The organism is Faecalibacterium sp. 9 (assembly GCF_048320955.1).
In the GTDB taxonomy this organism is placed as follows: domain Bacteria; phylum Bacillota; class Clostridia; order Oscillospirales; family Ruminococcaceae; genus Faecalibacterium; species Faecalibacterium wellingii.
In genome coordinates this window covers 238,947-259,950 of the sequence record NZ_JBLWGB010000001.1, presented here as the reverse complement: position 1 = coordinate 259,950, position 21,004 = coordinate 238,947, and the positions used below count along the sequence as shown (strand labels likewise).

The window sequence follows — 21,004 nt, the reverse complement described above, 5'->3', positions numbered from 1 at the left end:
CGTGGACTGCCAAGGGCTCTCCCTTTGGGAGAGCTGGCAAAGCCGACAGGCTTTGACTGAGAGGGCGAGGATGGTAGTGCTCCGGCTCTGCTTTTTATCATATATGTATAAAAGCGGCAGAACAGCCCATACTAAGCACTGCGCAGCGGGCGCGGCAGAGTTTTCCACCGGCAGAAAAGCCTGCGGATTGTGCATCTTGCACAGAAAATGCGCTCTTTGACAAAACGGAGAAAATAAAAAAGAAAATTCGTTCTTTTTTCTAAAAAACACTTGCCAAATGCACGAAGGTGTGATAGAATAACTCTCGGCTGCAAAGGGCTTGTGCGATACAAGTCGTGCAGGCCAGCGATATGCGTAGATGCGGGAGGTTGTCATCCGGCGATAGCTGCGATGGGTTATTTCCGCGGAGTATGTCCGATCTTAGAACCGGGCGAAAGAATTACTGACAGCGATGGAATACGTTCCCTCGGCAGAGAAGTTACTCCTCTGCGAAACGGGCGGAACCAATGTTCGGATTTGATTTGCTAATATGTTTCCGGGAGAACTGCCATGCGGTTCACCGGTTTTTATAGTGCCAAATCGAGGAACACCCGGAACTGTGTAGAGCAATTTATCGGCTCGCCTAGGGCAAAATCAATTTTTTCAGGAGGCGTAAGCAATGGCAGTCAAAGAGAAAATCAGAATCCGTCTGCAGAGCTATGATGCTCAGCTGATCGATGCCGCAGCAGAGAAGATCGTGGAGACCGCAAAGCACACCGGTGCACGCGTGTCCGGCCCCATCCCCCTGCCCACCGATCGTGAGATCGTTACCGTTCTGCGCGCTACCCACAAGTACAAGGATAGCCGCGAGCAGTTCGAGAGCCGCACTCATAAGCGTCTGATCGACATTCTGAAGCCGTCCAACAAGACGGTCGAGGCTCTGATGAGCCTCCAGCTCCCCGCTGGCGTGGACATCGAGATCAAGCTGTAAAAGACACTCGATCAAATTCGATGCCCTCGTTTCCCGAGGGGTCATGTTGGCAGTGACGTGCGCTGCCAACCAATAACCTTTACAGGAGGAAAAGAAAATGGTTAAAGGCATTATCGGCAAGAAAGTCGGTATGACTCAGCTGTTCGACGCGAACGGCAAGGTCGTTCCCGTCACCGTCATCGAGGCTGGTCCCTGCACCGTCGTGCAGAAGAAGACCGTCGAGAGCGATGGCTACCAGGCTGTTCAGCTGGGCTTCGGCGAGGTTTCCGCCAAGAAGGTCAACAAGGCAGCTGCAGGCCACTTCAAGAAGGCAAACGTTGCCCCCAAGAAGACCCTGCGCGAGTTCCGTCTGGAAGATGTTTCCGCAATGAACGTTGGCGACGTGCTGAAGGCTGATGTCTTCGCAGAGGGCGACAAGGTGGACGTTGTGGGCGTTTCCAAGGGCAAGGGCTACCAGGGCGTTATCAAGCGCTACGGTCAGCACCGTCTGCGTGAGAGCCACGGCACCGGTCCTGTTGCTCGTCATGCAGGTTCTAACGGTTCCACTTCTACCCCTGCTCGCGTGTTCCCCGGCAAGCGCCTGCCCGGCCACATGGGCTTTGTGCGCGTCACCGTGCAGAACCTGACTGTTGTCAAGGTTGACACCGAGAACAATCTGATCGCTGTCAAGGGTGCGGTCCCCGGTTCCAAGGGCACCATCATCACTCTGGCCAACAGCGTGAAGGCGTAAGGAGGAAAGCTACAATGGCAAAGTTTAACGTAGTCGATATGAACGGTCAGCATGTTAGCGAGATCGAGCTTTCCGACGCCGTGTTCGGTATCACCCCGAACGAGAAGGCTGTCCACATTGCTGTGGTGAACTTCCTGGCCAACCAGCGTCAGGGCACCCAGAACACCAAGATCCGCATGGAAGTTTCCGGCGGCGGCAAGAAGCCCTGGCGTCAGAAGGGCACCGGCCACGCTCGTCAGGGTTCCATCCGTGCACCGCAGTGGACTCACGGCGGCGTCGCTCTGGGCCCCAAGCCCCGCAGCTACAACTACCACATCAACAACAAGGTCAAGCGCCTGGCTCTGCTGAGCGTGTTGTCCGACAAGGCTGCCAATGGCAACATGGTCGTTGTTGACAAGTTCGCTTGCGATGAGTACAAGACCAAGACCGTGGTTGCAATGCTGAACGCTGTTGGCGCCGGCAAGAAGAACCTGCTGGTCAATGAGACTGTCGATGCAAAGTTCGTCAAGAGCGCTGGCAACATTGCCGGTGTGAAGACCACCTTCGCAGGCAGCGTGAACACCTACGATGTGCTGAACGCCGACAAGCTGATCATCAGCGTCGACGCAGCTAAGAAGCTCGAGGAGGTGCTTGGCTAATGAAAACCGCACATGATATCATCCTGAAGCCGGTCATTACCGAGAACTCCATGGCTGGCATCGCTGACAAGAAGTACACCTTCAAGGTCGCTACCGATGCTACCAAGGTCGAGATCGCTCAGGCCGTTGAGGTCCTGTTCCCGGGCGCTAAGGTCGCAAAGGTCAACACCATCTCTGTGCGCGGCCGTTTCCGCCGCCAGGGCATGCACGCCGGTTACACCGCTGCATCCAAGAAGGCTATCGTGACCCTGACCAAGGACTCCAAGGAAATCGAGTTCTTCAACAGCATGGTCTAAGCCGAACCCGCCGAGGGTTCCTCTATGGGGATATGACCCCGATAATAATTCATAAGATAAACAAAGGAGAATAGCACTATGGCTATCAAGAAGTATGGCCCCACTACTCCGGGCCGCCGCGGCATGACCGTCACGGATTACAGCGTCCTGTCTAAGGTCGCTCCCGAGCGCAGCCTGCTGGAGCCCATGAAGAAGCACAGCGGCCGCAACAACACCGGTCGCATCACCGTCCGTCATCAGGGCGGCGGCAACCGCACCAAGTATCGTGTCATCGACTTCAAGCGTCAGAAGACCGATATGCCCGCTACCGTCAAGACTCTCGAGTACGATCCGAACCGCAGCGCATTCATCGCTCTGGTCGAGTACACCGATGGCGTCAAGAGCTACATCATTGCTCCCGATGGCCTGAAGGTGGGCGATGTGGTCATCAGCAGCAAGTCTGCCGACATCAAGCCCGGCAACTGCCTGCCCTTCGAGAACATCCCCGTCGGTACCATCATCCACAACATCGAGCTGTATCCCGGCCGCGGCGCTCAGCTGGTTCGTTCCGCTGGCAACATGGCTCAGCTGATGGCTAAGGAGAATGGCTACGCTCTGGTTCGTCTGCCCTCCGGTGAGATGCGCAACGTGCCCCTGAACTGCACTGCAGTCATCGGTCAGGTTTCCAACATCGACCACGAGAACGTCAACCTGGGCAAGGCTGGCCGCAAGCGCCACATGGGCGTCCGTCCCGGCAGCCGTGGTACCGTCATGAACCCCTGCGACCATCCCCACGGTGGTGGCGAGGGCCGCGCACCTGTTGGTCACTCCGGTCCTATGACTCCCTGGGGCAAGCCCGCTCTGGGTCTCAAGACTCGCAAGCATCATAAGCGCTCCGATAAGCTGATCGTGAAGCGTGCAGGTAAGTAAGAGAGGAGTTTAAGACAATGGGTAGAAGCATTAAAAAAGGACCTTTCGTCCAGGCTGCTCTTATGAAGCACGTTGAAGCGATGAACGCTTCCGGCAAGAAGCAGGTCATCAAGACCTGGAGCCGCGCCTCCACGATCTTCCCCGAATTCGTTGGTCACACCTTTGCCGTCCACGACGGCCGCAAGCATGTGCCTGTGTATGTGACTGAGGACATGGTTGGCCACAAGCTGGGTGAGTTCGTTCCCACCCGTACCTTCAAGGGCCACACTGGTAATTCTAAGTAATAGAGGGAGGAACACAACATGGAAGCTCGGGCAATTCTTCGTTATGCCCGCATTAGTCCTCGTAAGGTGTCTATCGTTATGGACCTGATCCGTAACAAGCCCCTGGACGAAGCGCTGGCAATCCTGCAGTACACCCCGAAGGCAGCTTGTGAGCCCCTTCTGAAGCTGGTGAAGTCTGCAGCCGCTAATGCGGAAAACAACTTCAATATGGACAAGAACAACCTCTACGTCGCCGAGTGCTACGTCTGCCCCGGCCCGACGCTGAAGCGCATGATGCCTCGTGCACAGGGCCGCGGCTACCGCATCCTGAAGCGCACCAGCCACATGACCGTTGTTCTGAAAGAGAAAGAGTAAGGAGGGAAAACAATGGGCCAGAAAGTAAATCCGCACGGCATTCGTGTCGGCGTTATTAAAGACTGGGACAGCCGCTGGTTTGCCTCCAAGAAGGATTTCAGCGATAACCTCGTCGAGGACCACAAGATCCGCACTGAGCTGAAGGCTCAGCTGAAGGATGCTGGTGTGCCCAAGATCGAGATCGAGCGTACTGTGGACCCGTCCACTTCCGCTCCTCGCGTAACTGTCAACATCTACTGCGCTAAGCCCGGCATGGTCATCGGCAAGGGCGGCGAAGAGCGCGTTGCTCTGCAGAACAAGCTGACCAAAGAGTATGGCAAGACTGTCATCGTCAACGTCATCGAGGTCAAGAGCGCTGCTACCAACGCTCAGCTGGTTGCTGAGGATATCGCTCGTCAGCTGGAGAACCGCGTGACCTTCCGCCGTGCCATGAAGCAGTGCATGCGCAATGCCATGAGCCCCCGCGATCGCGCAACCGTTCCCGCAAAGGGCATCAAGGCAATGTGCTCCGGCCGTCTGGGCGGCGCTGATATCGCTCGTACCGAGAGCTATCACGAGGGCACCATCCCCCTGCAGACCCTGCGTGCTGACATTGACTACGGCTTTGCAGAGGCTGCTACCACCTACGGCCGCATCGGCGTCAAGGTGTGGGTCTACAAGGGCGAAGTCCTGAAGAGCGCTAAGACCGCTCAGAAGAAGGAAGGAGGCAACAAGTAATGTTACTGCCTAAGCGTGTTAAGTACCGCCGTGTTCAGCGCGGCCGCATGACCGGCAAGGCTACCCGCGGCAACGTGGTGTGCCAGGGCCAGTACGGCCTTGTTGCTCTGGAGCCGGCATGGATCTCTTCCACCCAGATCGAGGCTGCTCGTGTTGCCATGACTCGTTACATCAAGCGTGGCGGCAAGGTGTGGATCAAGATCTTCCCCGATAAGCCCGTGACTGAAAAGCCCGCTGAGACCCGCATGGGTTCCGGTAAAGGCTCTCCCGAATACTGGGTTGCAGTTGTGAAGCCCGGCCGCGTTCTGTTCGAGCTGGCAGATGTCGATGAGGCAACTGCCCGCGAGGCACTGCGCCTGGCTATGCACAAGCTGCCCATCAAGTGCAAATTTGTTGTCCGTGAGGACTCCGTGAAGGAGGATGGCACCAATGAAGGCTAATGAACTCCGCGAAATGCAGACCGCAGAGCTGACCAGCAAGCTGGCAGACCTGAAGGCCGAGCTGTTTAACCTGCGCTTCCAGCATGCCATCAACCAGCTGGAGAACCCCGGCCGCATCGAAGCAGTCAAGAAGGACATCGCCCGCGTGATGACCGTTCTGGCTGAGAAGCAGTAAGGAGGTTAAACGATGGAAGAACGTAATCTGAGAAAGACCCGCGTCGGCATCGTCGTGTCCGACAAGATGGATAAGACCATCGTGGTTGCCGTTAAGGATAGCGTGCAGCACCCCCTGTACAAGAAGATCCTGAAGCGTACCGCCAAGTTCAAGGCTCGTGATGAGCAGAACGAGTGCGGCATCGGTGACCGTGTTGAGATCATGGAGTGCCGCCCCCTGTCCAAGGATGTGCGCTGGCGCCTGGTCCGTATCGTTGAGAAGGCAAAGTAATTTGCCCGCTGCTTTGAACAGTTTGAAAGGAGATATCTGATATGGTTCAGATGCAAACTTATCTCAAAGTTGCCGACAACACCGGTGCCAAGGAGCTGATGTGCTTCCGCGTGCTGGGCGGCACCCGCAAGAGATACGCAAACATTGGTGACGTCGTGGTCTGCTCTGTCAAGAAGGCAGCCCCCGGCGGCTCCGTTAAGAAGGGCGACGTCGTCAAGGCTGTCATCGTGCGCAGCAAGCATGGCGTCCGCCGCGACGACGGTTCCTACATCCGTTTCGATGAGAACGCCGCCGTTATCGTCATGGCCGACAAGAGCCCCAAGGGTACCCGTATCTTTGGACCCGTTGCTCGCGAGCTGCGCGATGCCGGCTACACCAAGATCCTGAGCCTGGCTCCGGAATCGCTGTAAGGAGGTTTTAAAAATGAATAATCTTCATGTTAAAACCGGCGACAACGTTATGATCATCAGCGGCAAGGACAAGGGCCACACTGGTAAGGTCCTGCAGGTCAGCCCCTCTGAGAACAAGGTCATCGTTGAGGGCCAGAACATGGTTACCAAGCACGTCAAGCCTCGTCGTCAGGGCGAGCAGGGCGGCATCGTCAAGGCTGAGGGTGCTATGTACGCATCCAAGGTCATGCCCATCTGCCCCAAGTGCGGCAAGGCCGTGCGTGTGGGCCACGTCGAGAAGGACGGCAAGATGGTTCGCGTCTGCAAGAAGTGCGGCGCTGAGCTGTAAGAAAGGAGTAAGGAACAATGGCTCGTTTGAAAGAACAGTATGTCAATGAAATTGCTCCTGCTCTGAACTCCAAGTTCGGTTACAAGAGCGTTATGCAGATCCCCAAGCTGGACAAGGTCGTCATCAACGTTGCCTGCGGCGAAGCCAAGGACAACGAGAAGATCCTGGAAGCTGTCATGAAGGATCTGGGCCAGATCACTGGCCAGAAGGCAGTCGTCTGCCGTGCCAAGAAGAGCGTTGCTAACTTCAAGCTGCGCCAGGGCACTCCCATCGGCTGCAAGGTCACCCTGCGCGGTGAGCGTATGTATGAGTTCGTCGATCGCTTCTTCAACATCGCACTGCCCCGTGTCCGCGACTTCCGCGGCATCAACGGCAACGGTTTTGATGGCCGCGGCAACTTTGCATGCGGCATCAAGGAGCAGATCATCTTCCCCGAGATCGACTTCGAGAAGGTCGATGCAGTCCGCGGCATGGATGTCTGCTTTGTCACCACTGCCAAGACTGACGAAGAGGGCAAGGAGCTGCTGAAGGCTCTGGGCGCTCCGTTCGCAGAGAACAACTAAGGGAGGAGATTTCTACAATGGCTAAACTGTCTATGAAGCTGAAGCAGTCTCGTCCTGCTAAGTTCTCTACCCGTGCATACACCCGCTGCCGCATCTGCGGCCGTCCCCACTCCGTGCTGCGCAAGTACGGCGTGTGCCGTGTGTGCTTCCGTGAGCTGGCCTACAAGGGCGAGATCCCGGGCGTGAAGAAGGCTTCCTGGTAATCAAGCCAGAGGGCCGGATAATTTGTCGGATATCCGCCCCGGGGCAACGATGTTTCGGGGCGGTATCATTATAAAACAAACGAGAGCTAATCTAAGGAGGTTAGTGGCAAATGCAGATTACTGATCCTATCGCGGACCTGCTGACTCGCATCCGCAACGCTAGCACTGCCAAACACCCTTCTGTGGAGATCCCCGCTTCCAACATGAAGAAGGCTATCTGCCAGATTCTGGTTGACGAGGGCTACATCAAGGGCATGCAGGTCAAGAACGACACCGTTCAGGGCACCATCGTTGTCACCCTGAAGTATCAGGCTAACGGCGAGCCCGTTATCGCTGGTCTGCGCCGCGTGTCCAAGCCCGGCCTGCGCATCTACACCAACTGCGAGGATATGCCCAAGGTCATGAAGGGCTTGGGCACTGCAATCATTTCCACCTCTAAGGGCATCATGACTGATAAGGCTGCACGCGCTGAGCACGTCGGCGGCGAAGTCCTGGCCTACGTGTGGTAAGAAAGGGGTAAAAGACAATGTCGAGAATTGGAAGAAAACCCATCGTCATTCCTGCCGGCGTCACTGTTACTGTCGATGAGGCAGCACACCAGGTTGCCGTCAAGGGCCCCAAGGGCAGCCTGAATTCCAACTATCATCCCCTGATGACCGTCAAGGTCGAGGGCAATGAAGTTCTGGTTACCCGCCCCAATGACGAACCCCAGGCCCGCAGCCTGCACGGCCTGACCCGTACCAACATCGCCAACATGGTGAACGGTGTTGTGAACGGCTACGAGAAGAAGCTGGAGATCGTGGGCGTCGGCCTGCGCTGCCAGAAGCAGGGCTCCAACCTGGTCATGAACCTGGGCTTCTCTCATCAGGTGAACATCCCTGATACTGAGGACTGCACCATCGTGTGGCAGGACCCCAACCACTTCACCGTTACCGGTATTGACAAGCAGAAGGTCGGCCAGTATGCTGCCGAGATCCGCGCCAAGAAGCCGCCTGAGCCTTACAAGGGCAAGGGCATCCGCTACGAGGGCGAGGTTGTCAAGCACAAAGAAGGCAAGGCCGGCAAGGGCAAGAAATAAGGTAAGGAGTGAAAGACAATGGTTAAGCAGATCGACAAGAACGAAGCTCGTCTTCGTCGTCATCGCCGCGTTCGTAACAAGATCAGCGGCACCGCAGCACGTCCTCGCCTGGATGTTTTCCGCTCCGCCAAGCACATTTACGCTCAGATCATCGATGATGAGCAGGGCGTGACTCTGGTGTCGGCTTCTACTATGGACAAGGACTTCAACGGCAACGGCGGCAACGTCGAGGCCGCTGCTGAGATCGGCAAGAAGATCGCAGCAAAGGCTCTGGAAAAGGGCATCACCGAGGTCGTGTTCGACCGTGGTGGCTACGTTTATCATGGCCGTGTTAAGGCCCTGGCTGATGGCGCCCGTGAGGGCGGCCTGAAGCTGTAATGAGAGGAGGAAACACATTATGGCTATGAGAAACCGTGAAGACGACGGCATGATCACCAAGGTTGTCTCCATCAACCGCGTTTCCAAGACTGTCAAGGGCGGCCGCATCATGAAGTTTGCCGCTCTGGTTGTCGTGGGCGACGGCAAGGGCACCATCGGTTACGGCATCGGCAAGTCCGGCGAAGTGCCTGAGGCAATCCGCAAGGGCGAAGCTGCTGCTAAGAAGAACATGCACAAGGTTGCCCTGAAGGGCACCACCATCCCCCATGAGATCGTCGGCAAGTACGGCGCAGGCGCCGTTCTGCTCAAGCCGGCTGCACCTGGTACCGGTATGATCGCCGGCGGCCCTGTGCGTGCCGTCATTGAGGCAGCTGGCATCAAGGACATCCGTGCGAAGTCTATGCGTTCCAACAACCCCATCAACGTTGTTTCTGCTACCTTCGCAGGTCTGTGCGGCCTGGTCAGCGCTGAGTCTGTCGCTGAGAAGCGCGGCAAGACCGTGAAAGAAATTCTGGGTTAAGGAGGTAACAAACCATGGCAGATAAGATGCTCAAGATCGAGCTGAAGAAGAGCCTGATTGGCCGCGGCGCTAAGCAGATCGCTACCGCTGAGGCTCTGGGCCTGAAGAAGCCGGGCGACGTTACCGTTCAGCCTGACAATGCCGCTACGCAGGGCAAGATCGCAAAGATCGGCTTTATGCTCAGCGTCACCGAAGCCTAATAGCAGGGGGTATACGCATAATGAAACTTCATGAATTGCACGCGATTCCCGGCGCAAACAAGGCTGTGACCCGCAAGGGCCGCGGCATTGGCTCCGGCAATGGCAAGACTGCCGGCTTCGGCAGCAAGGGCCAGAAGGCCCGTTCCGGCGTGAAGCACGCTGGTTTCGAGGGCGGCCAGATGCCTCTGGCACGCCGCCTGCCCAAGGTTGGCTTTAACAACATCTTTGCTACCCAGTACGCCATCGTCAACGTGGCTGATCTGGAAGCTGCTTTCAATGCCGGCGATGTCGTCGATACCGAGGCTCTGAAGGCAAAGGGTCTGGTCAAGAAGACTCTGGACGGCGTTAAGGTTCTGGGCAACGGCGAGCTGACCAAGGCTCTGACCGTGAAGGCCGCAGCCTATTCCGCTTCTGCCAAAGAGAAAATCGAGAAGGCAGGCGGAAAGGCTGAGGTGATGTAAGGTGTTCCAAACATTCCGTAACGCATGGAAGATCCCCGAGCTTAAAAATCGTCTCCTGTTCACGCTGGCGATCCTCGTGGTGTACCGTCTGGGCTGTGCCATCCCCGTTCCGTTCGTTTCCGGCTCTGCGCTGACGCAGATGTTCGCAAACGGCGACATGCTCTCTTATCTGAACATGATGAGCGGCGGTGCACTGGCTCGTTGCACGCTCTTCGCGTTAGGTGTGACACCCTATATCAACGCCTCCATTATTGTGCAGCTGCTCACCGTGGCGATCCCCGCGCTGGAAAACATGGCAAAGGAAGCCGACGGCCAGCAGAAGCTGCAGCAGATCAACCGGTACGCAGGTGCTGTGGTCGCTCTGATTATGAGCATCGGCTACTACTTCGTGATCCGCAATATGGGCGCACTGAAGTACGTTTCCGGCGGTGCCGGCATCTTTGCCGCCATCGTCATCATCGCAACCTTTGTGGCCGGCGCACAGCTGATCACATGGTGCGGTGAGCAGATCGATGACAAGGGCATCGGCAACGGTGTCTCGCTCATCATCTTTGCTTCGATCGTCTCCAACTGGTCTTCGCTGTACACCTCTGTCAAGGGTCTGCTGACCCAGGCAGCGTCCGGCAAGCCCCAGTACTACTTCTTCCTGCCGCTGCTGATCGTGCTGGCACTGGTGGCTGTGGTCTTCGTGGTCGTCATGACCAACGCAGAGCGCCGCATCACCATTCAGTACGCAAAGCGTGTGGTAGGCCGCAAGCAGATGGGCGGTCAGAACAGCTATCTGCCCCTGAAGCTGAACATGAGCGGCGTCATGCCCATCATCTTCGCTTCGGCTCTGGTGTCCATCCCGGGCACCATCGGTAGCTTCCTGCAGATCGACCAGCAGGCACACCCGGTGTGGTATGCATTCTTCCACACCTTCAACTACACCTCCTGGCTGTATGTTGTAATCTACCTGCTGCTGATCCTGGCATTCAACTACTTCTATGTGGCCATCCAGTACAACCCTGTTGAGATCGCCAACAATCTGCGCCGTAACAACGGCTCGATCCCCGGCTTCCGTCCCGGCAAGCCGACCAGCGATTTCATCACCCGCACCCTGAACAAGATCACCCTCATCGGTGCCATCTTCTTGGCTGCGGTGGCTGTGCTGCCGATCATTCTGGGCAACCTGACCGGTATGAGCATCCAGCTGGGCGGTACCAGCCTGCTGATCGTGGTTGGTGTGGCACTTGATACCACCCGCAGCCTCGACAGCTTCATGACGATGCGCAACCACAAGGGCTTCCTTGGTTGATCCACAATAATTAAGATGTGAGAAAGCACTGGAAAGGAGAGTACGCTCGAACTTTCAGTGCTTTTTTACGTTTGAGCTGTTTGTTGGCTCGAACCCAAAAGAAAGTTCCTTTATAAATGAAAGGAGAACTCCTATGAACCTGATCCTGTTGGGCGCACCTGGTGCCGGTAAGGGCACGCAGGCCGAGATCATCTGCGCCAAGCTGAACATCCCCTCCATCAGCACCGGCAACATCCTGCGCGCTGCTGTCAAGGATGGCACCGAAATGGGCCTGAAGGCTAAGAGCTTTATGGACGCCGGTGCACTGGTGCCCGATGAGGTCATCATCGGCATCCTGAAAGAGCGTCTGGCTCAGCCGGACTGCGCAAACGGCTTCATTCTGGACGGTGTGCCTCGCACCATCGCTCAGGCCGAGGCCATCGAGACCATGGGCATCCGCATCGACAAGGTGCTGGAGCTGCAGGTCGAGGACAATGTGATCGTTGACCGCATGAGCGGCCGCCGCGTCTGCGAGAAGTGCGGCGCAAGCTACCACATCGTCAACAAGAAGAGCAAGGTCGAGGGTGTGTGCGACCTGTGCGGCGGCAAGACCGTCATCCGCAAGGACGACCAGCCTGCCACCGTGCTGGATCGCCTGAAAGCATATCATGAGCAGACCGAGCCGCTGGTGGAGTTCTACCGTACCCGCGGCAAGCTGGCAGAGATCAAGTTCTGCCCCTCCATCGAGGAGACCACGGCTGAAGTCATGAAGGCTTTGGAGGCATAATCGTGATTCAAATCAAAAATGCGAAAGAGCTGGACGGCATGCGCAAGGCAAATGCCCTGAGCGCAGCTGCCCTGAAGTACGGCGGTGAGCATATCGAAGCAGGTATGACCACATGGGAATTGGATAAGCTGATCTACGACTTCATCGTGAAGCACGGCGGCACCCCCAATTTCAAGGGTCTGTATGGCTTTCCGGGCACGGCCTGCATCAGCCTGAACGATACCGTTATCCACGGTATCCCTTCGCATGACATCGTCATCCGCCCCGGTGACATCGTCAGCATCGACACCGGTGCAAAGATCGATGGCTTCAACGGCGACAATGCCTGCACCTATGCGGTGGGTAAGGTCGATCTGGAAGCACAGCGTCTGCTGGACGTGACCAAGGCTGCTCTGTATAAGGGCATCGAGCAGGCTGTGGCCGGCAACCGCATCGGCGACATCGGCTATGCCGTGCAGAGCTACTGCGAGGACGCCGGTTTCTCGGTCGTCCGGGAGTTCGTGGGTCACGGCACCGGCCGTGAGCTGCACGAGGATCCGGAAGTGCCCAATTACGGCCATCAGGGCCGCGGCCCGCGCCTTGTGCCCGGCATGACCATTGCCATTGAGCCCATGATCTGCCAGTACGACTGCAAGATCACCCAGTCCAAGGACGGCTGGACCGTCAAGACCAAGGACGGTGGTCTGGCTGCGCACTTTGAGCACTCCAATGCGATCCTGAAGGATCACACCGAGATCATGACCCGCTTCTGGGATGACCCGGACTTTGACCCGGAAAAGTTCAGCCTGAAGTAAGCAATCATAAAAAGGAGCCGCTGCATGGAACCATGTGCAGCGGCTCCTTTTGCGTATGGAGTATTCTTGTCGCAGCTGCTTTTTTGGTTAGCAGGCTTGCTCTCTCAGTCAAGGCCTGTCGGCTTTGCTAATTTCCCCAAAGGGGACGGCAAACCCTCTCAGTCCGCTCCCGCTCCCGCGCCTGAGAGGGCTCAGCCTGCTGAAGGCTGGTAGAAGCTTTCTCCGCAGCGCCGCGCTTTCGCAGAAAGCGGCGCTGCAAATGTCGTCTCCCTCTACGACCTCTCCCATGAAAATGGGATATCGGAACGCCCGCAGGCGTTCCGATATCCCGAAATTTAAAATAATACTTCCTCTGACTATGCCCAAAGCACAGCGGAGGGCATTTTAAATCGTTTTATTTGCCGGAAAAGACTGTCTGCTGAGGAACAGCAGATGGCTCTTTTCCCTCTCCACTCCTGCAATTTGTGCAATTACGACAACTTTTCGTGAAAAAGTTTCATCTCCGCGGTGGAGAAAACCGAAGGCGGGAGCGGGGGAGAGCTGCTTTTGAATCAAAAGAATTTTTTATCGGAAATACGGAAAAAAGCTCTTGCAAATTGACAACAAAAGGTGTATAATCTATAAATGGCTGTGGAAGCCAGATACTTCCTCGGCGGACAGGGATTTTCTGCCCGTTTTGCGGATTTTGTGCCGCGAAAGATGAAGTATGTGGCGATCATCGCCGCCTGTCCGTCTGTGGACCGGCACCGGAGCAAAGGAACACTGAAGCGGCAAGCTGCTGAAAATCGGGCGCAGGCACGAAGGATGCAGTGCTTTCAGGGCTTTGGAGCGAAGGCGCTGGCCCAGGTTCAACGACAAACTGAGCAGATCCAATGAGGAGGCAAATAGCTTGTCTAAGGAAGACGTTATCGAGATCGAAGGCATTGTGCGTGAAGCCATGCCCAACGCCATCTTTAAGGTGGAAATGTTGAGCGAGGATAAGAACACCGGGAAGCTCACTCCCAGCGGCCATATCCTCTTAGCGCACATCTCCGGCAAGCTGCGGACCAATTTCATCCGTATCCTGCCCGGGGACAAGGTAACCGTGGAAATGTCGCCCTATGATCTTTCTAAGGGCCGCATCACCTGGCGCTCCAAATAAGCACCAGGGTATCAACCAAAAGGAGGTTCAACATCATGAAGGTCAAGCCTTCCGTGAAACCCATCTGCGAAAAGTGCAAGGTCATCCGCCGCAAAGGCCGCGTGATGGTCATCTGCCAGAACCCCAAGCATAAGCAGCGCCAGGGCTAATTCGGGCGCCTGGGGGTCAAGTGCGTAGAGTCCCGGCGCAGACCCCGACACTGACATGGGATGATTTTTGGAGGAAACTACTATGGCACGTATTGCCGGCGTTGACCTGCCCCGCGAGAAGCGCGTTCAGGTGGGTCTCACCTACGTTTATGGTATCGGCCAGACCACTGCTAACAAGATCCTGGAAGCAACTGGCATCAACCCCGATACCCGCGTCAAGGACCTGACTCTGGAAGAAGAGGCTAAGATCCGTGACTACATCGATCAGGCTAACATCATCGTTGAGGGCGACCTGCGCCGCAACGTTGCTCTGGACATCAAGCGCCTGGTTGAGATCCAGTCCTTCCGTGGCACCCGCCATCGCAAGAATCTGCCCTGCCGCGGCCAGCGTACCAAGACCAATGCACGTACCTGCAAGGGTCCCAAGCGCACTGTCGCTAACAAGAAGAAGTAAGGAGGATTTGAGAAATGGCAAGTGCAAATAATGCCAAGAAGGGCGCTAATGTCCGCATGAAGCGCAAAGAGCGCAAGAACATTGCTGCTGGTCAGGCTCATATCCAGTCTACCTTCAACAATACTGTTGTCACCATCACCGACCTGCAGGGTAATGCAGTGTCCTGGTGCTCCTCCGGCTCCCTGAACTTCCGCGGCAGCCGCAAGAGCACTCCGTTTGCAGCCCAGTCTGCTGCTGAGACCGCAGCTAAGGTTGCTATCGAGCATGGCATGAAGACCGTTGAGGTCTACGTCAAGGGCCCCGGCGCTGGCCGTGAGTCCGCTATTCGTGCGCTGCAGGCTACCGGCCTGGAAGTCACCCTGATCAAGGACGTGACTCCCATCCCCCACAATGGCTGCCGTCCCCCGAAGCGCCGTCGTGTCTGATCGAAGGAGGAAATTGAATTATGGCAAAGAATACGCAGCCTATCGCAAAGCGTTGCAAGGCCCTGGGCATTTCTCCTGCGGTCATGGGCTATGCAAAGAAGAATACCACCCGCAACTCCAATGGCAATATGCGCAAGAAGCAGTCTGAGTACGCATCTCAGCTGAAGGAGAAGCAGAAGGTCAAGTTTATCTACGGCGTTCTGGAGAAGCAGTTCCACAACGCTTACCTGCGTGCAGAGGCTCGCCCCGGCAAGACCGGTGAGAACCTGCTGCAGATCATGGAGTGCCGTCTGGACAACGTCGTGTTCCGTCTGGGCTTTGCTCAGACCCGCCGCGACGCCCGCCAGCTGGTGTCTCACGCTCACTTCACCGTCAACGGCAAGAAGGTCAACATCCCCTCTTACCAGGTGAAGGCCGGCGACGTGATCGAAGTGCGCGAGTCCAGCCGCAGCTCTGCAAAGTTTGCAAAGCTGACCGGCCCCGAGGCTCCCGTTGTTGCTCTGCCCGCATGGCTGAACCGTGAGACCGGTTCCCTGAAGGGCGTCGTTGCAAAGCTGCCCGAGCGCAGCGACATCGACTACGAAGTTGCAGAGCACCTCATCGTCGAGCTGTACTCCAAGTAATCCATTAAGAAGGATCGGCCTTCCGACTGGATGGCTGTCTTTCGCATTCTTTTCTTTGAAAGAATTTAATAATGGGCCGGCGGCAGCGCCGGTTTGACAAGGAGGGCATAGATATGATGGAGATTGAACGTCCCAAAATCGAAACGGCAAGCCTGTCCCCGGACGGCCGCTACGGTAAATTCGTGGCAGAACCGCTGGAGCGTGGCTTTGGCATCACACTGGGCAATAGCCTGCGTCGTGTGCTTCTTTCCTCTCTGCCCGGTGTCGCCGTGACCAGCGTCAAGATTGATGGCGTGGTTCACGAGTTCTCCACCATTGAGGGCGTCAAGGAAGACGTTACCGAAATTGTCCTGAACCTGAAGGGTATCGCTGCAAAGCTGTACACCGATGGTCCGAAGACAGTGCGTGTTGAGGCAGTCGGCCCCTGTGAGGTCACCGCTGACAACATCAAGCAGGGCGATGACATCGAAATTCTGAACCCTGAGTGGCACATCGCAACCCTGGGCGAGGGCGGCAAGCTCGTCATGGAGCTGACCTTCGATAAGGGCCGCGGCTATGTGCCCGCAGAGCGCAACAAACAGGCTATCATCGAGAAGAACGATATCAACACTCTTCCCGTTGACAGCATTTACACCCCCGTGCTCAAGGTGAATTATAACGTCGAGAGCACCCGTGTTGGCCAGGCAATCGATTACGACAAGCTGACCATCGAGGTTTGGACCGATGGCACGATCAATGCGCAGGAAGCCGTTTCTCTGGCAGCCCGCGTGCTGACCGAGCACCTGAACCTGTTCGTCAACCTGTCCGATGAGGCCGCTGGCACCGAGATCATGGTGGAAAAGACCAACGACGACAAGGAGAAGGCTCTGGAGATGACCATTGAAGAGCTGGATCTGAGCGTGCGTTCCTTCAACTGCCTGAAGCGTGCCGGTATCAACACGGTGGAAGATCTGGTCAGCAAGAGCGAGGACGAAATGATGAAGGTTCGTAACCTCGGCCGCAAGAGCCTGGAAGAAGTCATGGCAAAGCTGGACTCCCTGGGCTTCAAGCTGAACACGGATGATGACAACTAAAAATAATTAAGGAGTGAAACGGGATGCCCGGTACCAGAAAGCTCGGTAGAACCAGCGACAGCCGCAACGCTATGATGCGCGCTATGGTTACCTACCTGTTAGAGAATGGCAAGATTGAGACCACTGTCACTCGCGCTAAGGACGTTCGTTCCATGGCCGAGAAGATGATCAGCCTTGGCAAGGCAAGCGACCTGCACACCAAGCGTCAGGTTTATGCCTACATCACCAAGGAAGATGTTGCAAAGAAGCTGTTTGATGAGATCAGCCCCAAGTACGCTGACCGCAACGGCGGCTACACCCGCATCATCAAGATCGGCGCTCGCCGCGGCGACGCTGCTGAGATGGCAGTTCTGGAGCTCGTCTGATCTGCTCTGACTGTTTACAGCCGTTTTTAAAGTCCTTTCCCAGAAATGGGAAGGGACTTTTTTGTTTAGCCCCATTTATAGCGGCACTTCAAAGAACGCTTCCCACACAGGGCACATTTTAAATCCTTCTCTTTCGTGTTTTCAGGTGTTGGCATTGCGCCCGCCCCGTGGTATACTGACAATAGCATAATTTTGCCGTTTGACCGGAACGGATTTTCCACACAGAGGAGGTGCGGCAGTTGAAACATTCCAAACGGTTCTGCCGGTGGCTGCTGTGCACCCTGCTGTGCCTGTGCCTTGCAGGCTGCAGTATGCCGGGCGAACAGGTGCAGGTGGAAGAGCTTCTGCGTGCACCCAAGCTCTCGGGTGATTACGGCGATGTGCAGACGGCGCTGAACGACTGGCTGGGGGAGAGCGCACAGCTCAAGTACCCCATGCAGGGCGACCTGCTTTCGCCGTTCCTCATCCATGATCTGGACGGTGACGGCCAGCAGGATGCGGCGGTGCTTTATACCACGGCCCAGAGCTCCAATGTCTGCGTCGCGATCCTGCAAAAGGGCCGCGATGGAATGTGGCAGGTGCGCCAGAACGCGGAGGGCCTTGCCGACACGGTGGATTCTGTGGGCCTTGCGCAGCTGCAGCCGGGCGATGCCAGCCAGCTGGTGGTGGGCTATGTGGCCGCACAGGGCGACCACTATCTGGCGGTGTATTCCTACACAGACGGAGAACTTTCCACCATTCTGGAACAGCAGTATCAGCAGTATCTGGTAGAGGATATCACCGGCGGGGGCAGTCAGGACCTGATCCTGATGTCCACGCTGGAGGACGGCGGCGTGCAGATCGAGCTGCTGACCGTAGATAAGGAGGGCTCCTTCCAGCAGGTAGCAGTCATGGGCCTTTCTGCCGATCGCTTCTCGGGCTGCGCCTCGGTGGCGGCAGGCGTGGGCGCGGACGGCAGGCACTATCTGGTGCTGGATGGCTGGACCGGCATTTCCGGCAACAATCTGGCGTCGGTGCTGCTGTACTTTGACGAGGACACGCAGCAGATGGTGCCCGCCGACCAGATCAGCACCGAAAAGCTTTACACCGCATCCCTGCGCAATGTGCCCAGTCTGGTCAGTCAGGATCTGGACGGCGACGGCATTGTGGAGATCCCTACCCAGCCCGATGAGGCCGGCCTTTTGAACATGAGCCAGAGCCGCCGCATGGACTTTATCGTCTGGATGGATTATACCAGCCCGAATCCGGAAAAAAGCTTCGGCCTGCTGGACGAGGAGACCAACTGTTATATCGAACTGCCCATGGAGTGGGAGGGCAACCTGAAGCTTACCGACAGCGAACAATACGACGGCGCCGTGGAGCTGCGCACGGTGGATGAGGATGAGCTGGTAATGACCCTGCGTCTGGTGCGCACCACATCCAGCCTGAAGGGCTGGACCCGCCTTGGCATCGTGGCGTCCCGCCAGATGCAGGCAAAGCTTGCCCCGGATGTGGAAATCAGCGATAAGAACTACCGCCTGTCCAAGGCGCTGCATCTGCTCAATTAAGGAACGGAGGAACAGTTCATGGTACGAGTGCTTGTGGTAGAAGATGAAGCCAATATCCGCGAAATGATCGCGCTGAACCTGCGTCTTGCAGGCATGGAGGCGGTGGAAGCCGAGAGCGCCGAGGCGGCTCTGCCTCTGCTGGAGCAGAAACCGGGCTGCGATGCGGCCATCCTGGATGTGATGCTGCCGGGCATGAACGGCTTCTCGCTGTGCGAGACCATCCGCCGCACCGACCAGAAGATCGGCATCATCATCCTCAGTGCCAAGGGACAGGAACAGGATAAGATCCGCGGCCTGTCCATCGGCGCAGACGACTATATGACCAAGCCCTTCAGCGTCAGCGAGCTGCTGGCCCGGGTGGAAGCGCTCTGCCGCCGCGTCAGCCGCACGGCAGGCGGGGACGAAAAGGAAAAGTCCAGCTCGCTGGGAATGCTCACCAGCGGCGAATTTGTGCTGGACGAGAACCGCCGTGTGCTGCTCAAGGCAGGCCAGCCCATCGAGCTGACACAGGTGGAATTCCAGATCATGGAGCTGTTTTTCCGCAATCCCGGCATCGCGCTGGTGCGCGAGAAGATCCTGAAGGGCGTGTGGGGCGAAAATTACTTTGGTGACGTGAAGATCGTGGATGTGAACATCCGCCGCCTGCGTATGAAGGTGGAGGACGAACCCAGCAAGCCCGCCCATATCCTCACTGTGTGGGGATACGGTTATCGTTGGGAGGAATAACCGCGAGGGCGGGCCAACGGGTAGATTTCTCTTCGGACACGAATCGGGCCATTCCATCGCCCGCCCTATTGCCTGCGGCAACAGGGTCCCACCCCAGCGGACGGTCCTCAGAAAAATTACCTGTCGTCCCGCAAATAAAATCCATTTTCCAGTTACGACCTCTTCCGTGAAAAAGTAAATTAGAAAAATCCGCAGATTTTTCTAATTTACAAATATAAAAATAATATTTCCGCTGATATTGTTAGAGCGAAGCGGAGACAATTCTAAATCGTTTGAAAGGAGGAGAACGTCATGCGAAGCGGGATTACCCGTCGATGGCTGGGGGGCAGCCTGCTCATCACTGTGCTGCTGGTGCTGCTGGCCGAAACCATGTTCCTGTACAACTACACACGCAGCTATTATAACAGCGTTCAGCAGACCATGTACCGGCGGTTCTCCTCGGTATCCGGCCAGCTGAAAATGTACACCGGCGACACCGTGCAGAGCACCGCATCGATCCGCAGCATGGCGCTGCGCCGCATGGTGGAGCAGTTTGCCGACAAGGATAAATATGAATTCATGCTGCTGGACAGCTATGGCGGGGTCATTGCGTCTTCCAGCGGCACGAGCGCGGACGGCATTGTGACCGGAACCGACTTTGAGCAGGCGCAGGAGGCTTCCGATGGTCTTGGCGTGGCAGTCTACCGCACCCAGTCCGGCGAGCTGGTGATGGCGGCCTGCTATCTGGTGCCCTATGCCGCCGAAGATGTGGCGGCGATGCGTCTTGTCACCAGCCTGACCCTTGTGGGAGCGCAGATCAAGAACGCCATCGCGGTAAGTGTTGTGATCGCGGCGGTGATCCTTGCCTTCACCGTGATGTCCGGCCTGTACTTCATCCGCAGCATCGTGGTGCCGCTGGGTCAGGTGGAGCGCACCGCAGCCAGCATCGCCCGGGGTGAGCTGGACGTGCGCCTGCCGGTCACCGGCGACGAGCGGGACGAGGTGGACCGCCTGCGCGGTACCATCAACCAGATGGCGGAAGGTCTGGAAGAGACCGAGAAGATGAAGAATGAATTCATCAGTTCGGTGTCCCACGAGCTGCGTACCCCGCTCACCTCCATCCGGGGCTGGGTGGAGACCCTGCGCACACTGGATGACCCGGCGGATGAAAACTACCGCAAGGGCCTTGAGATCATCAACAACGAGACCGGACGCCTGTACAACATGGTGGAAGAGCTGCTGGACTTCAGCCGCCTGCAGAACGGCCGCATCCGCATGGACTGCCGTCCGCTGGACCTTGTGGCAGAGCTGACCGATGCAGTGCTCTTCTGTGAGGCACGGATCCAGCGGGAGGGACTCATCCTCAGCTACACGGAGCCGGAGGAAATGATCCCGGTCTATGCAGACCCGGATCGTCTGCGGCAGGTGTTCATCAATATCATGGACAATGCCATCAAATATTCAGCGCCCGGCGGTCGCATCACGGTCAAGCTGTGGGCAGGGGAGTACAAGGCCTTTGTGGAGATCATCGATCAGGGCCGCGGCATCCCGCCGGAAGATCTGGAAAACGTCAAGACCAAGTTCTACAAGGGCAGCAACTCGGTGCGGGGCAGCGGCATCGGCCTTGCGCTGGTGGATTCCATCATGACGGCGCTGGACGGCACCATGGACATCAAGAGCACGCTGGGCCGGGGTACGGTGGTCACGCTGGGCCTGCCGCTGTACCATAAGGTATAAAGCC

Annotated in this window: 35 protein-coding genes; all 35 read left to right on the top strand. The window is 56.9% G+C overall.

Translation table 11 applies throughout. The features are described 5' to 3' along the window. The first annotated feature begins 658 nt into the window (after positions 1 to 658). Positions 659 to 970 carry a 30S ribosomal protein S10 gene (gene rpsJ, locus ACKXF9_RS01285; protein ID WP_005934923.1) on the top strand — a complete coding sequence of 104 codons (312 nt, stop codon included), beginning with the start codon at positions 659 to 661 and terminating at the stop codon, positions 968 to 970. Positions 971 to 1,067: 97 nt separating this feature from the next. Beyond that, a complete protein-coding gene (rplC, locus tag ACKXF9_RS01280) occupies positions 1,068 to 1,700 on the top strand; it encodes a 50S ribosomal protein L3 (protein WP_005938036.1) in 633 nt (210 codons plus the stop codon). Positions 1,701 to 1,714: 14 nt separating this feature from the next. Then, positions 1,715 to 2,338, top strand: coding sequence for a 50S ribosomal protein L4 (gene rplD, locus ACKXF9_RS01275; protein ID WP_005938033.1), 624 nt, complete (start codon positions 1,715 to 1,717; stop codon positions 2,336 to 2,338). Next, positions 2,338 to 2,634, top strand: a complete 297-nt coding sequence (gene rplW / locus ACKXF9_RS01270) for a 50S ribosomal protein L23 (protein WP_005938030.1) — start codon at positions 2,338 to 2,340, stop codon at positions 2,632 to 2,634. The genes rplD and rplW overlap by 1 nt, the downstream gene beginning before the upstream one ends. A 78-nt stretch (positions 2,635 to 2,712) precedes the next feature. Then, a complete protein-coding gene (gene rplB / locus ACKXF9_RS01265; RefSeq protein ID WP_339394962.1) occupies positions 2,713 to 3,543 on the top strand; it encodes a 50S ribosomal protein L2 in 831 nt (276 codons plus the stop codon). A 17-nt stretch (positions 3,544 to 3,560) separates the two neighbouring features. Further along, positions 3,561 to 3,827, top strand: coding sequence for a 30S ribosomal protein S19 (gene rpsS / locus ACKXF9_RS01260; RefSeq protein ID WP_005921883.1), 267 nt, complete (start codon positions 3,561 to 3,563; stop codon positions 3,825 to 3,827). Between the two features lie 18 nt (positions 3,828 to 3,845). Further along, entirely contained in the window at positions 3,846 to 4,181 is a 336-nt protein-coding gene (gene rplV / locus ACKXF9_RS01255; RefSeq protein WP_005921882.1) for a 50S ribosomal protein L22, read from the top strand. 12 nt (positions 4,182 to 4,193) lie between these two features. Further along, positions 4,194 to 4,898 carry a 30S ribosomal protein S3 gene (gene rpsC, locus ACKXF9_RS01250; protein ID WP_005938023.1) on the top strand — a complete coding sequence of 235 codons (705 nt, stop codon included), beginning with the start codon at positions 4,194 to 4,196 and terminating at the stop codon, positions 4,896 to 4,898. Next, entirely contained in the window at positions 4,898 to 5,338 is a 441-nt protein-coding gene (gene rplP / locus ACKXF9_RS01245; RefSeq protein WP_005938020.1) for a 50S ribosomal protein L16, read from the top strand. The genes rpsC and rplP overlap by 1 nt, the downstream gene beginning before the upstream one ends. Beyond that, the gene (rpmC, locus tag ACKXF9_RS01240; RefSeq protein ID WP_005921879.1) at positions 5,328 to 5,513 is read left to right on the top strand and encodes a 50S ribosomal protein L29; all 186 of its coding nucleotides are present in this window, start codon (positions 5,328 to 5,330) and stop codon (positions 5,511 to 5,513) included. Before rplP ends, rpmC begins: the two co-directional genes overlap by 11 nt. A 12-nt stretch (positions 5,514 to 5,525) precedes the next feature. Beyond that, a complete protein-coding gene (rpsQ, locus tag ACKXF9_RS01235; RefSeq protein WP_249237483.1) occupies positions 5,526 to 5,783 on the top strand; it encodes a 30S ribosomal protein S17 in 258 nt (85 codons plus the stop codon). Between the two features lie 41 nt (positions 5,784 to 5,824). Further along, entirely contained in the window at positions 5,825 to 6,193 is a 369-nt protein-coding gene (gene rplN, locus ACKXF9_RS01230) for a 50S ribosomal protein L14 (protein ID WP_005938014.1), read from the top strand. A 13-nt stretch (positions 6,194 to 6,206) separates the two neighbouring features. After that, positions 6,207 to 6,521 (top strand): 50S ribosomal protein L24, encoded by a 315-nt coding sequence (gene rplX, locus ACKXF9_RS01225; RefSeq protein WP_005934911.1) that lies wholly within the window; start codon positions 6,207 to 6,209, stop codon positions 6,519 to 6,521. A gap of 17 nt (positions 6,522 to 6,538) precedes the next feature. After that, on the top strand, positions 6,539 to 7,084 hold the full coding sequence (gene rplE, locus ACKXF9_RS01220; RefSeq protein ID WP_005938011.1) for a 50S ribosomal protein L5: 546 nt from the start codon (positions 6,539 to 6,541) through the stop codon (positions 7,082 to 7,084). 17 nt (positions 7,085 to 7,101) lie between these two features. Next, positions 7,102 to 7,287 (top strand): type Z 30S ribosomal protein S14, encoded by a 186-nt coding sequence (locus ACKXF9_RS01215; RefSeq protein WP_005921866.1) that lies wholly within the window; start codon positions 7,102 to 7,104, stop codon positions 7,285 to 7,287. Between the two features lie 110 nt (positions 7,288 to 7,397). After that, the gene (gene rpsH, locus ACKXF9_RS01210; RefSeq protein ID WP_005921861.1) at positions 7,398 to 7,796 is read left to right on the top strand and encodes a 30S ribosomal protein S8; all 399 of its coding nucleotides are present in this window, start codon (positions 7,398 to 7,400) and stop codon (positions 7,794 to 7,796) included. A gap of 17 nt (positions 7,797 to 7,813) precedes the next feature. Continuing rightward, a complete protein-coding gene (gene rplF, locus ACKXF9_RS01205) occupies positions 7,814 to 8,365 on the top strand; it encodes a 50S ribosomal protein L6 (RefSeq protein ID WP_249237482.1) in 552 nt (183 codons plus the stop codon). A gap of 18 nt (positions 8,366 to 8,383) precedes the next feature. Beyond that, positions 8,384 to 8,743 (top strand): 50S ribosomal protein L18, encoded by a 360-nt coding sequence (gene rplR / locus ACKXF9_RS01200; RefSeq protein WP_005938000.1) that lies wholly within the window; start codon positions 8,384 to 8,386, stop codon positions 8,741 to 8,743. Between the two features lie 19 nt (positions 8,744 to 8,762). Further along, positions 8,763 to 9,263, top strand: a complete 501-nt coding sequence (gene rpsE / locus ACKXF9_RS01195) for a 30S ribosomal protein S5 (protein ID WP_005937997.1) — start codon at positions 8,763 to 8,765, stop codon at positions 9,261 to 9,263. A 14-nt stretch (positions 9,264 to 9,277) separates the two neighbouring features. Further along, a complete protein-coding gene (gene rpmD / locus ACKXF9_RS01190) occupies positions 9,278 to 9,463 on the top strand; it encodes a 50S ribosomal protein L30 (protein ID WP_005934904.1) in 186 nt (61 codons plus the stop codon). A gap of 20 nt (positions 9,464 to 9,483) precedes the next feature. Continuing rightward, entirely contained in the window at positions 9,484 to 9,924 is a 441-nt protein-coding gene (gene rplO / locus ACKXF9_RS01185; RefSeq protein WP_005934902.1) for a 50S ribosomal protein L15, read from the top strand. A gap of 1 nt (position 9,925) precedes the next feature. Further along, a complete protein-coding gene (secY, locus tag ACKXF9_RS01180) occupies positions 9,926 to 11,221 on the top strand; it encodes a preprotein translocase subunit SecY (RefSeq protein ID WP_249237480.1) in 1,296 nt (431 codons plus the stop codon). 133 nt (positions 11,222 to 11,354) lie between these two features. Further along, positions 11,355 to 11,987, top strand: a complete 633-nt coding sequence (locus ACKXF9_RS01175; RefSeq protein WP_418265061.1) for an adenylate kinase — start codon at positions 11,355 to 11,357, stop codon at positions 11,985 to 11,987. A 2-nt stretch (positions 11,988 to 11,989) separates the two neighbouring features. After that, on the top strand, positions 11,990 to 12,781 hold the full coding sequence (gene map, locus ACKXF9_RS01170; RefSeq protein ID WP_120120552.1) for a type I methionyl aminopeptidase: 792 nt from the start codon (positions 11,990 to 11,992) through the stop codon (positions 12,779 to 12,781). Positions 12,782 to 13,405: 624 nt separating this feature from the next. Beyond that, entirely contained in the window at positions 13,406 to 13,657 is a 252-nt protein-coding gene (locus ACKXF9_RS01165) for a hypothetical protein (RefSeq protein WP_418265060.1), read from the top strand. Between the two features lie 13 nt (positions 13,658 to 13,670). Next, the gene (gene infA / locus ACKXF9_RS01160; protein WP_005937979.1) at positions 13,671 to 13,922 is read left to right on the top strand and encodes a translation initiation factor IF-1; all 252 of its coding nucleotides are present in this window, start codon (positions 13,671 to 13,673) and stop codon (positions 13,920 to 13,922) included. A 35-nt stretch (positions 13,923 to 13,957) separates the two neighbouring features. Beyond that, positions 13,958 to 14,071 (top strand): 50S ribosomal protein L36, encoded by a 114-nt coding sequence (rpmJ, locus tag ACKXF9_RS01155; protein ID WP_005921832.1) that lies wholly within the window; start codon positions 13,958 to 13,960, stop codon positions 14,069 to 14,071. 82 nt (positions 14,072 to 14,153) lie between these two features. After that, a complete protein-coding gene (gene rpsM, locus ACKXF9_RS01150; RefSeq protein ID WP_005937976.1) occupies positions 14,154 to 14,525 on the top strand; it encodes a 30S ribosomal protein S13 in 372 nt (123 codons plus the stop codon). Between the two features lie 14 nt (positions 14,526 to 14,539). Further along, complete coding sequence (gene rpsK, locus ACKXF9_RS01145; protein WP_005934894.1) at positions 14,540 to 14,950, top strand: 30S ribosomal protein S11; 411 nt, start codon at positions 14,540 to 14,542, stop codon at positions 14,948 to 14,950. A 20-nt stretch (positions 14,951 to 14,970) separates the two neighbouring features. Further along, entirely contained in the window at positions 14,971 to 15,573 is a 603-nt protein-coding gene (rpsD, locus tag ACKXF9_RS01140; protein ID WP_005937973.1) for a 30S ribosomal protein S4, read from the top strand. Between the two features lie 113 nt (positions 15,574 to 15,686). Then, positions 15,687 to 16,646: a DNA-directed RNA polymerase subunit alpha gene (locus ACKXF9_RS01135; protein WP_249237478.1), complete on the top strand. Its 960-nt coding sequence runs from the start codon at positions 15,687 to 15,689 to the stop codon at positions 16,644 to 16,646. 23 nt (positions 16,647 to 16,669) lie between these two features. Then, complete coding sequence (rplQ, locus tag ACKXF9_RS01130) at positions 16,670 to 17,011, top strand: 50S ribosomal protein L17 (RefSeq protein WP_005921819.1); 342 nt, start codon at positions 16,670 to 16,672, stop codon at positions 17,009 to 17,011. Positions 17,012 to 17,250: 239 nt separating this feature from the next. Then, positions 17,251 to 18,558, top strand: coding sequence for a hypothetical protein (locus ACKXF9_RS01125; RefSeq protein ID WP_339394967.1), 1,308 nt, complete (start codon positions 17,251 to 17,253; stop codon positions 18,556 to 18,558). 18 nt (positions 18,559 to 18,576) lie between these two features. Next, complete coding sequence (locus ACKXF9_RS01120) at positions 18,577 to 19,284, top strand: response regulator transcription factor (RefSeq protein WP_418265059.1); 708 nt, start codon at positions 18,577 to 18,579, stop codon at positions 19,282 to 19,284. 291 nt (positions 19,285 to 19,575) lie between these two features. Further along, entirely contained in the window at positions 19,576 to 21,000 is a 1,425-nt protein-coding gene (locus ACKXF9_RS01115; RefSeq protein ID WP_339394969.1) for a sensor histidine kinase, read from the top strand. Positions 21,001 to 21,004 lie beyond the last annotated feature (4 nt).

Bases quoted from the DNA above. Each gene is read 5' to 3' on its own strand.
- rpsJ (WP_005934923.1), top strand. From the start codon at position 659: ATGGCAGTCAAAGAGAAAATCAGAATCCGTCTGCAGAGCTATGATGCT.
- rplC (WP_005938036.1), top strand. From the start codon at position 1,068: ATGGTTAAAGGCATTATCGGCAAGAAAGTCGGTATGACTCAGCTGTTC.
- rplD (WP_005938033.1), top strand. From the start codon at position 1,715: ATGGCAAAGTTTAACGTAGTCGATATGAACGGTCAGCATGTTAGCGAG.
- rplW (WP_005938030.1), top strand. From the start codon at position 2,338: ATGAAAACCGCACATGATATCATCCTGAAGCCGGTCATTACCGAGAAC.
- rplB (WP_339394962.1), top strand. From the start codon at position 2,713: ATGGCTATCAAGAAGTATGGCCCCACTACTCCGGGCCGCCGCGGCATG.
- rpsS (WP_005921883.1), top strand. From the start codon at position 3,561: ATGGGTAGAAGCATTAAAAAAGGACCTTTCGTCCAGGCTGCTCTTATG.
- rplV (WP_005921882.1), top strand. From the start codon at position 3,846: ATGGAAGCTCGGGCAATTCTTCGTTATGCCCGCATTAGTCCTCGTAAG.
- rpsC (WP_005938023.1), top strand. From the start codon at position 4,194: ATGGGCCAGAAAGTAAATCCGCACGGCATTCGTGTCGGCGTTATTAAA.
- rplP (WP_005938020.1), top strand. From the start codon at position 4,898: ATGTTACTGCCTAAGCGTGTTAAGTACCGCCGTGTTCAGCGCGGCCGC.
- rpmC (WP_005921879.1), top strand. From the start codon at position 5,328: ATGAAGGCTAATGAACTCCGCGAAATGCAGACCGCAGAGCTGACCAGC.
- rpsQ (WP_249237483.1), top strand. From the start codon at position 5,526: ATGGAAGAACGTAATCTGAGAAAGACCCGCGTCGGCATCGTCGTGTCC.
- rplN (WP_005938014.1), top strand. From the start codon at position 5,825: ATGGTTCAGATGCAAACTTATCTCAAAGTTGCCGACAACACCGGTGCC.
- rplX (WP_005934911.1), top strand. From the start codon at position 6,207: ATGAATAATCTTCATGTTAAAACCGGCGACAACGTTATGATCATCAGC.
- rplE (WP_005938011.1), top strand. From the start codon at position 6,539: ATGGCTCGTTTGAAAGAACAGTATGTCAATGAAATTGCTCCTGCTCTG.
- ACKXF9_RS01215 (WP_005921866.1), top strand. From the start codon at position 7,102: ATGGCTAAACTGTCTATGAAGCTGAAGCAGTCTCGTCCTGCTAAGTTC.
- rpsH (WP_005921861.1), top strand. From the start codon at position 7,398: ATGCAGATTACTGATCCTATCGCGGACCTGCTGACTCGCATCCGCAAC.
- rplF (WP_249237482.1), top strand. From the start codon at position 7,814: ATGTCGAGAATTGGAAGAAAACCCATCGTCATTCCTGCCGGCGTCACT.
- rplR (WP_005938000.1), top strand. From the start codon at position 8,384: ATGGTTAAGCAGATCGACAAGAACGAAGCTCGTCTTCGTCGTCATCGC.
- rpsE (WP_005937997.1), top strand. From the start codon at position 8,763: ATGGCTATGAGAAACCGTGAAGACGACGGCATGATCACCAAGGTTGTC.
- rpmD (WP_005934904.1), top strand. From the start codon at position 9,278: ATGGCAGATAAGATGCTCAAGATCGAGCTGAAGAAGAGCCTGATTGGC.
- rplO (WP_005934902.1), top strand. From the start codon at position 9,484: ATGAAACTTCATGAATTGCACGCGATTCCCGGCGCAAACAAGGCTGTG.
- ACKXF9_RS01175 (WP_418265061.1), top strand. From the start codon at position 11,355: ATGAACCTGATCCTGTTGGGCGCACCTGGTGCCGGTAAGGGCACGCAG.
- ACKXF9_RS01165 (WP_418265060.1), top strand. From the start codon at position 13,406: ATGGCTGTGGAAGCCAGATACTTCCTCGGCGGACAGGGATTTTCTGCC.
- rpmJ (WP_005921832.1), top strand. From the start codon at position 13,958: ATGAAGGTCAAGCCTTCCGTGAAACCCATCTGCGAAAAGTGCAAGGTC.
- rpsM (WP_005937976.1), top strand. From the start codon at position 14,154: ATGGCACGTATTGCCGGCGTTGACCTGCCCCGCGAGAAGCGCGTTCAG.
- rpsK (WP_005934894.1), top strand. From the start codon at position 14,540: ATGGCAAGTGCAAATAATGCCAAGAAGGGCGCTAATGTCCGCATGAAG.
- rpsD (WP_005937973.1), top strand. From the start codon at position 14,971: ATGGCAAAGAATACGCAGCCTATCGCAAAGCGTTGCAAGGCCCTGGGC.
- ACKXF9_RS01135 (WP_249237478.1), top strand. From the start codon at position 15,687: ATGATGGAGATTGAACGTCCCAAAATCGAAACGGCAAGCCTGTCCCCG.
- rplQ (WP_005921819.1), top strand. From the start codon at position 16,670: ATGCCCGGTACCAGAAAGCTCGGTAGAACCAGCGACAGCCGCAACGCT.
- ACKXF9_RS01120 (WP_418265059.1), top strand. From the start codon at position 18,577: ATGGTACGAGTGCTTGTGGTAGAAGATGAAGCCAATATCCGCGAAATG.
- ACKXF9_RS01115 (WP_339394969.1), top strand. From the start codon at position 19,576: ATGCGAAGCGGGATTACCCGTCGATGGCTGGGGGGCAGCCTGCTCATC.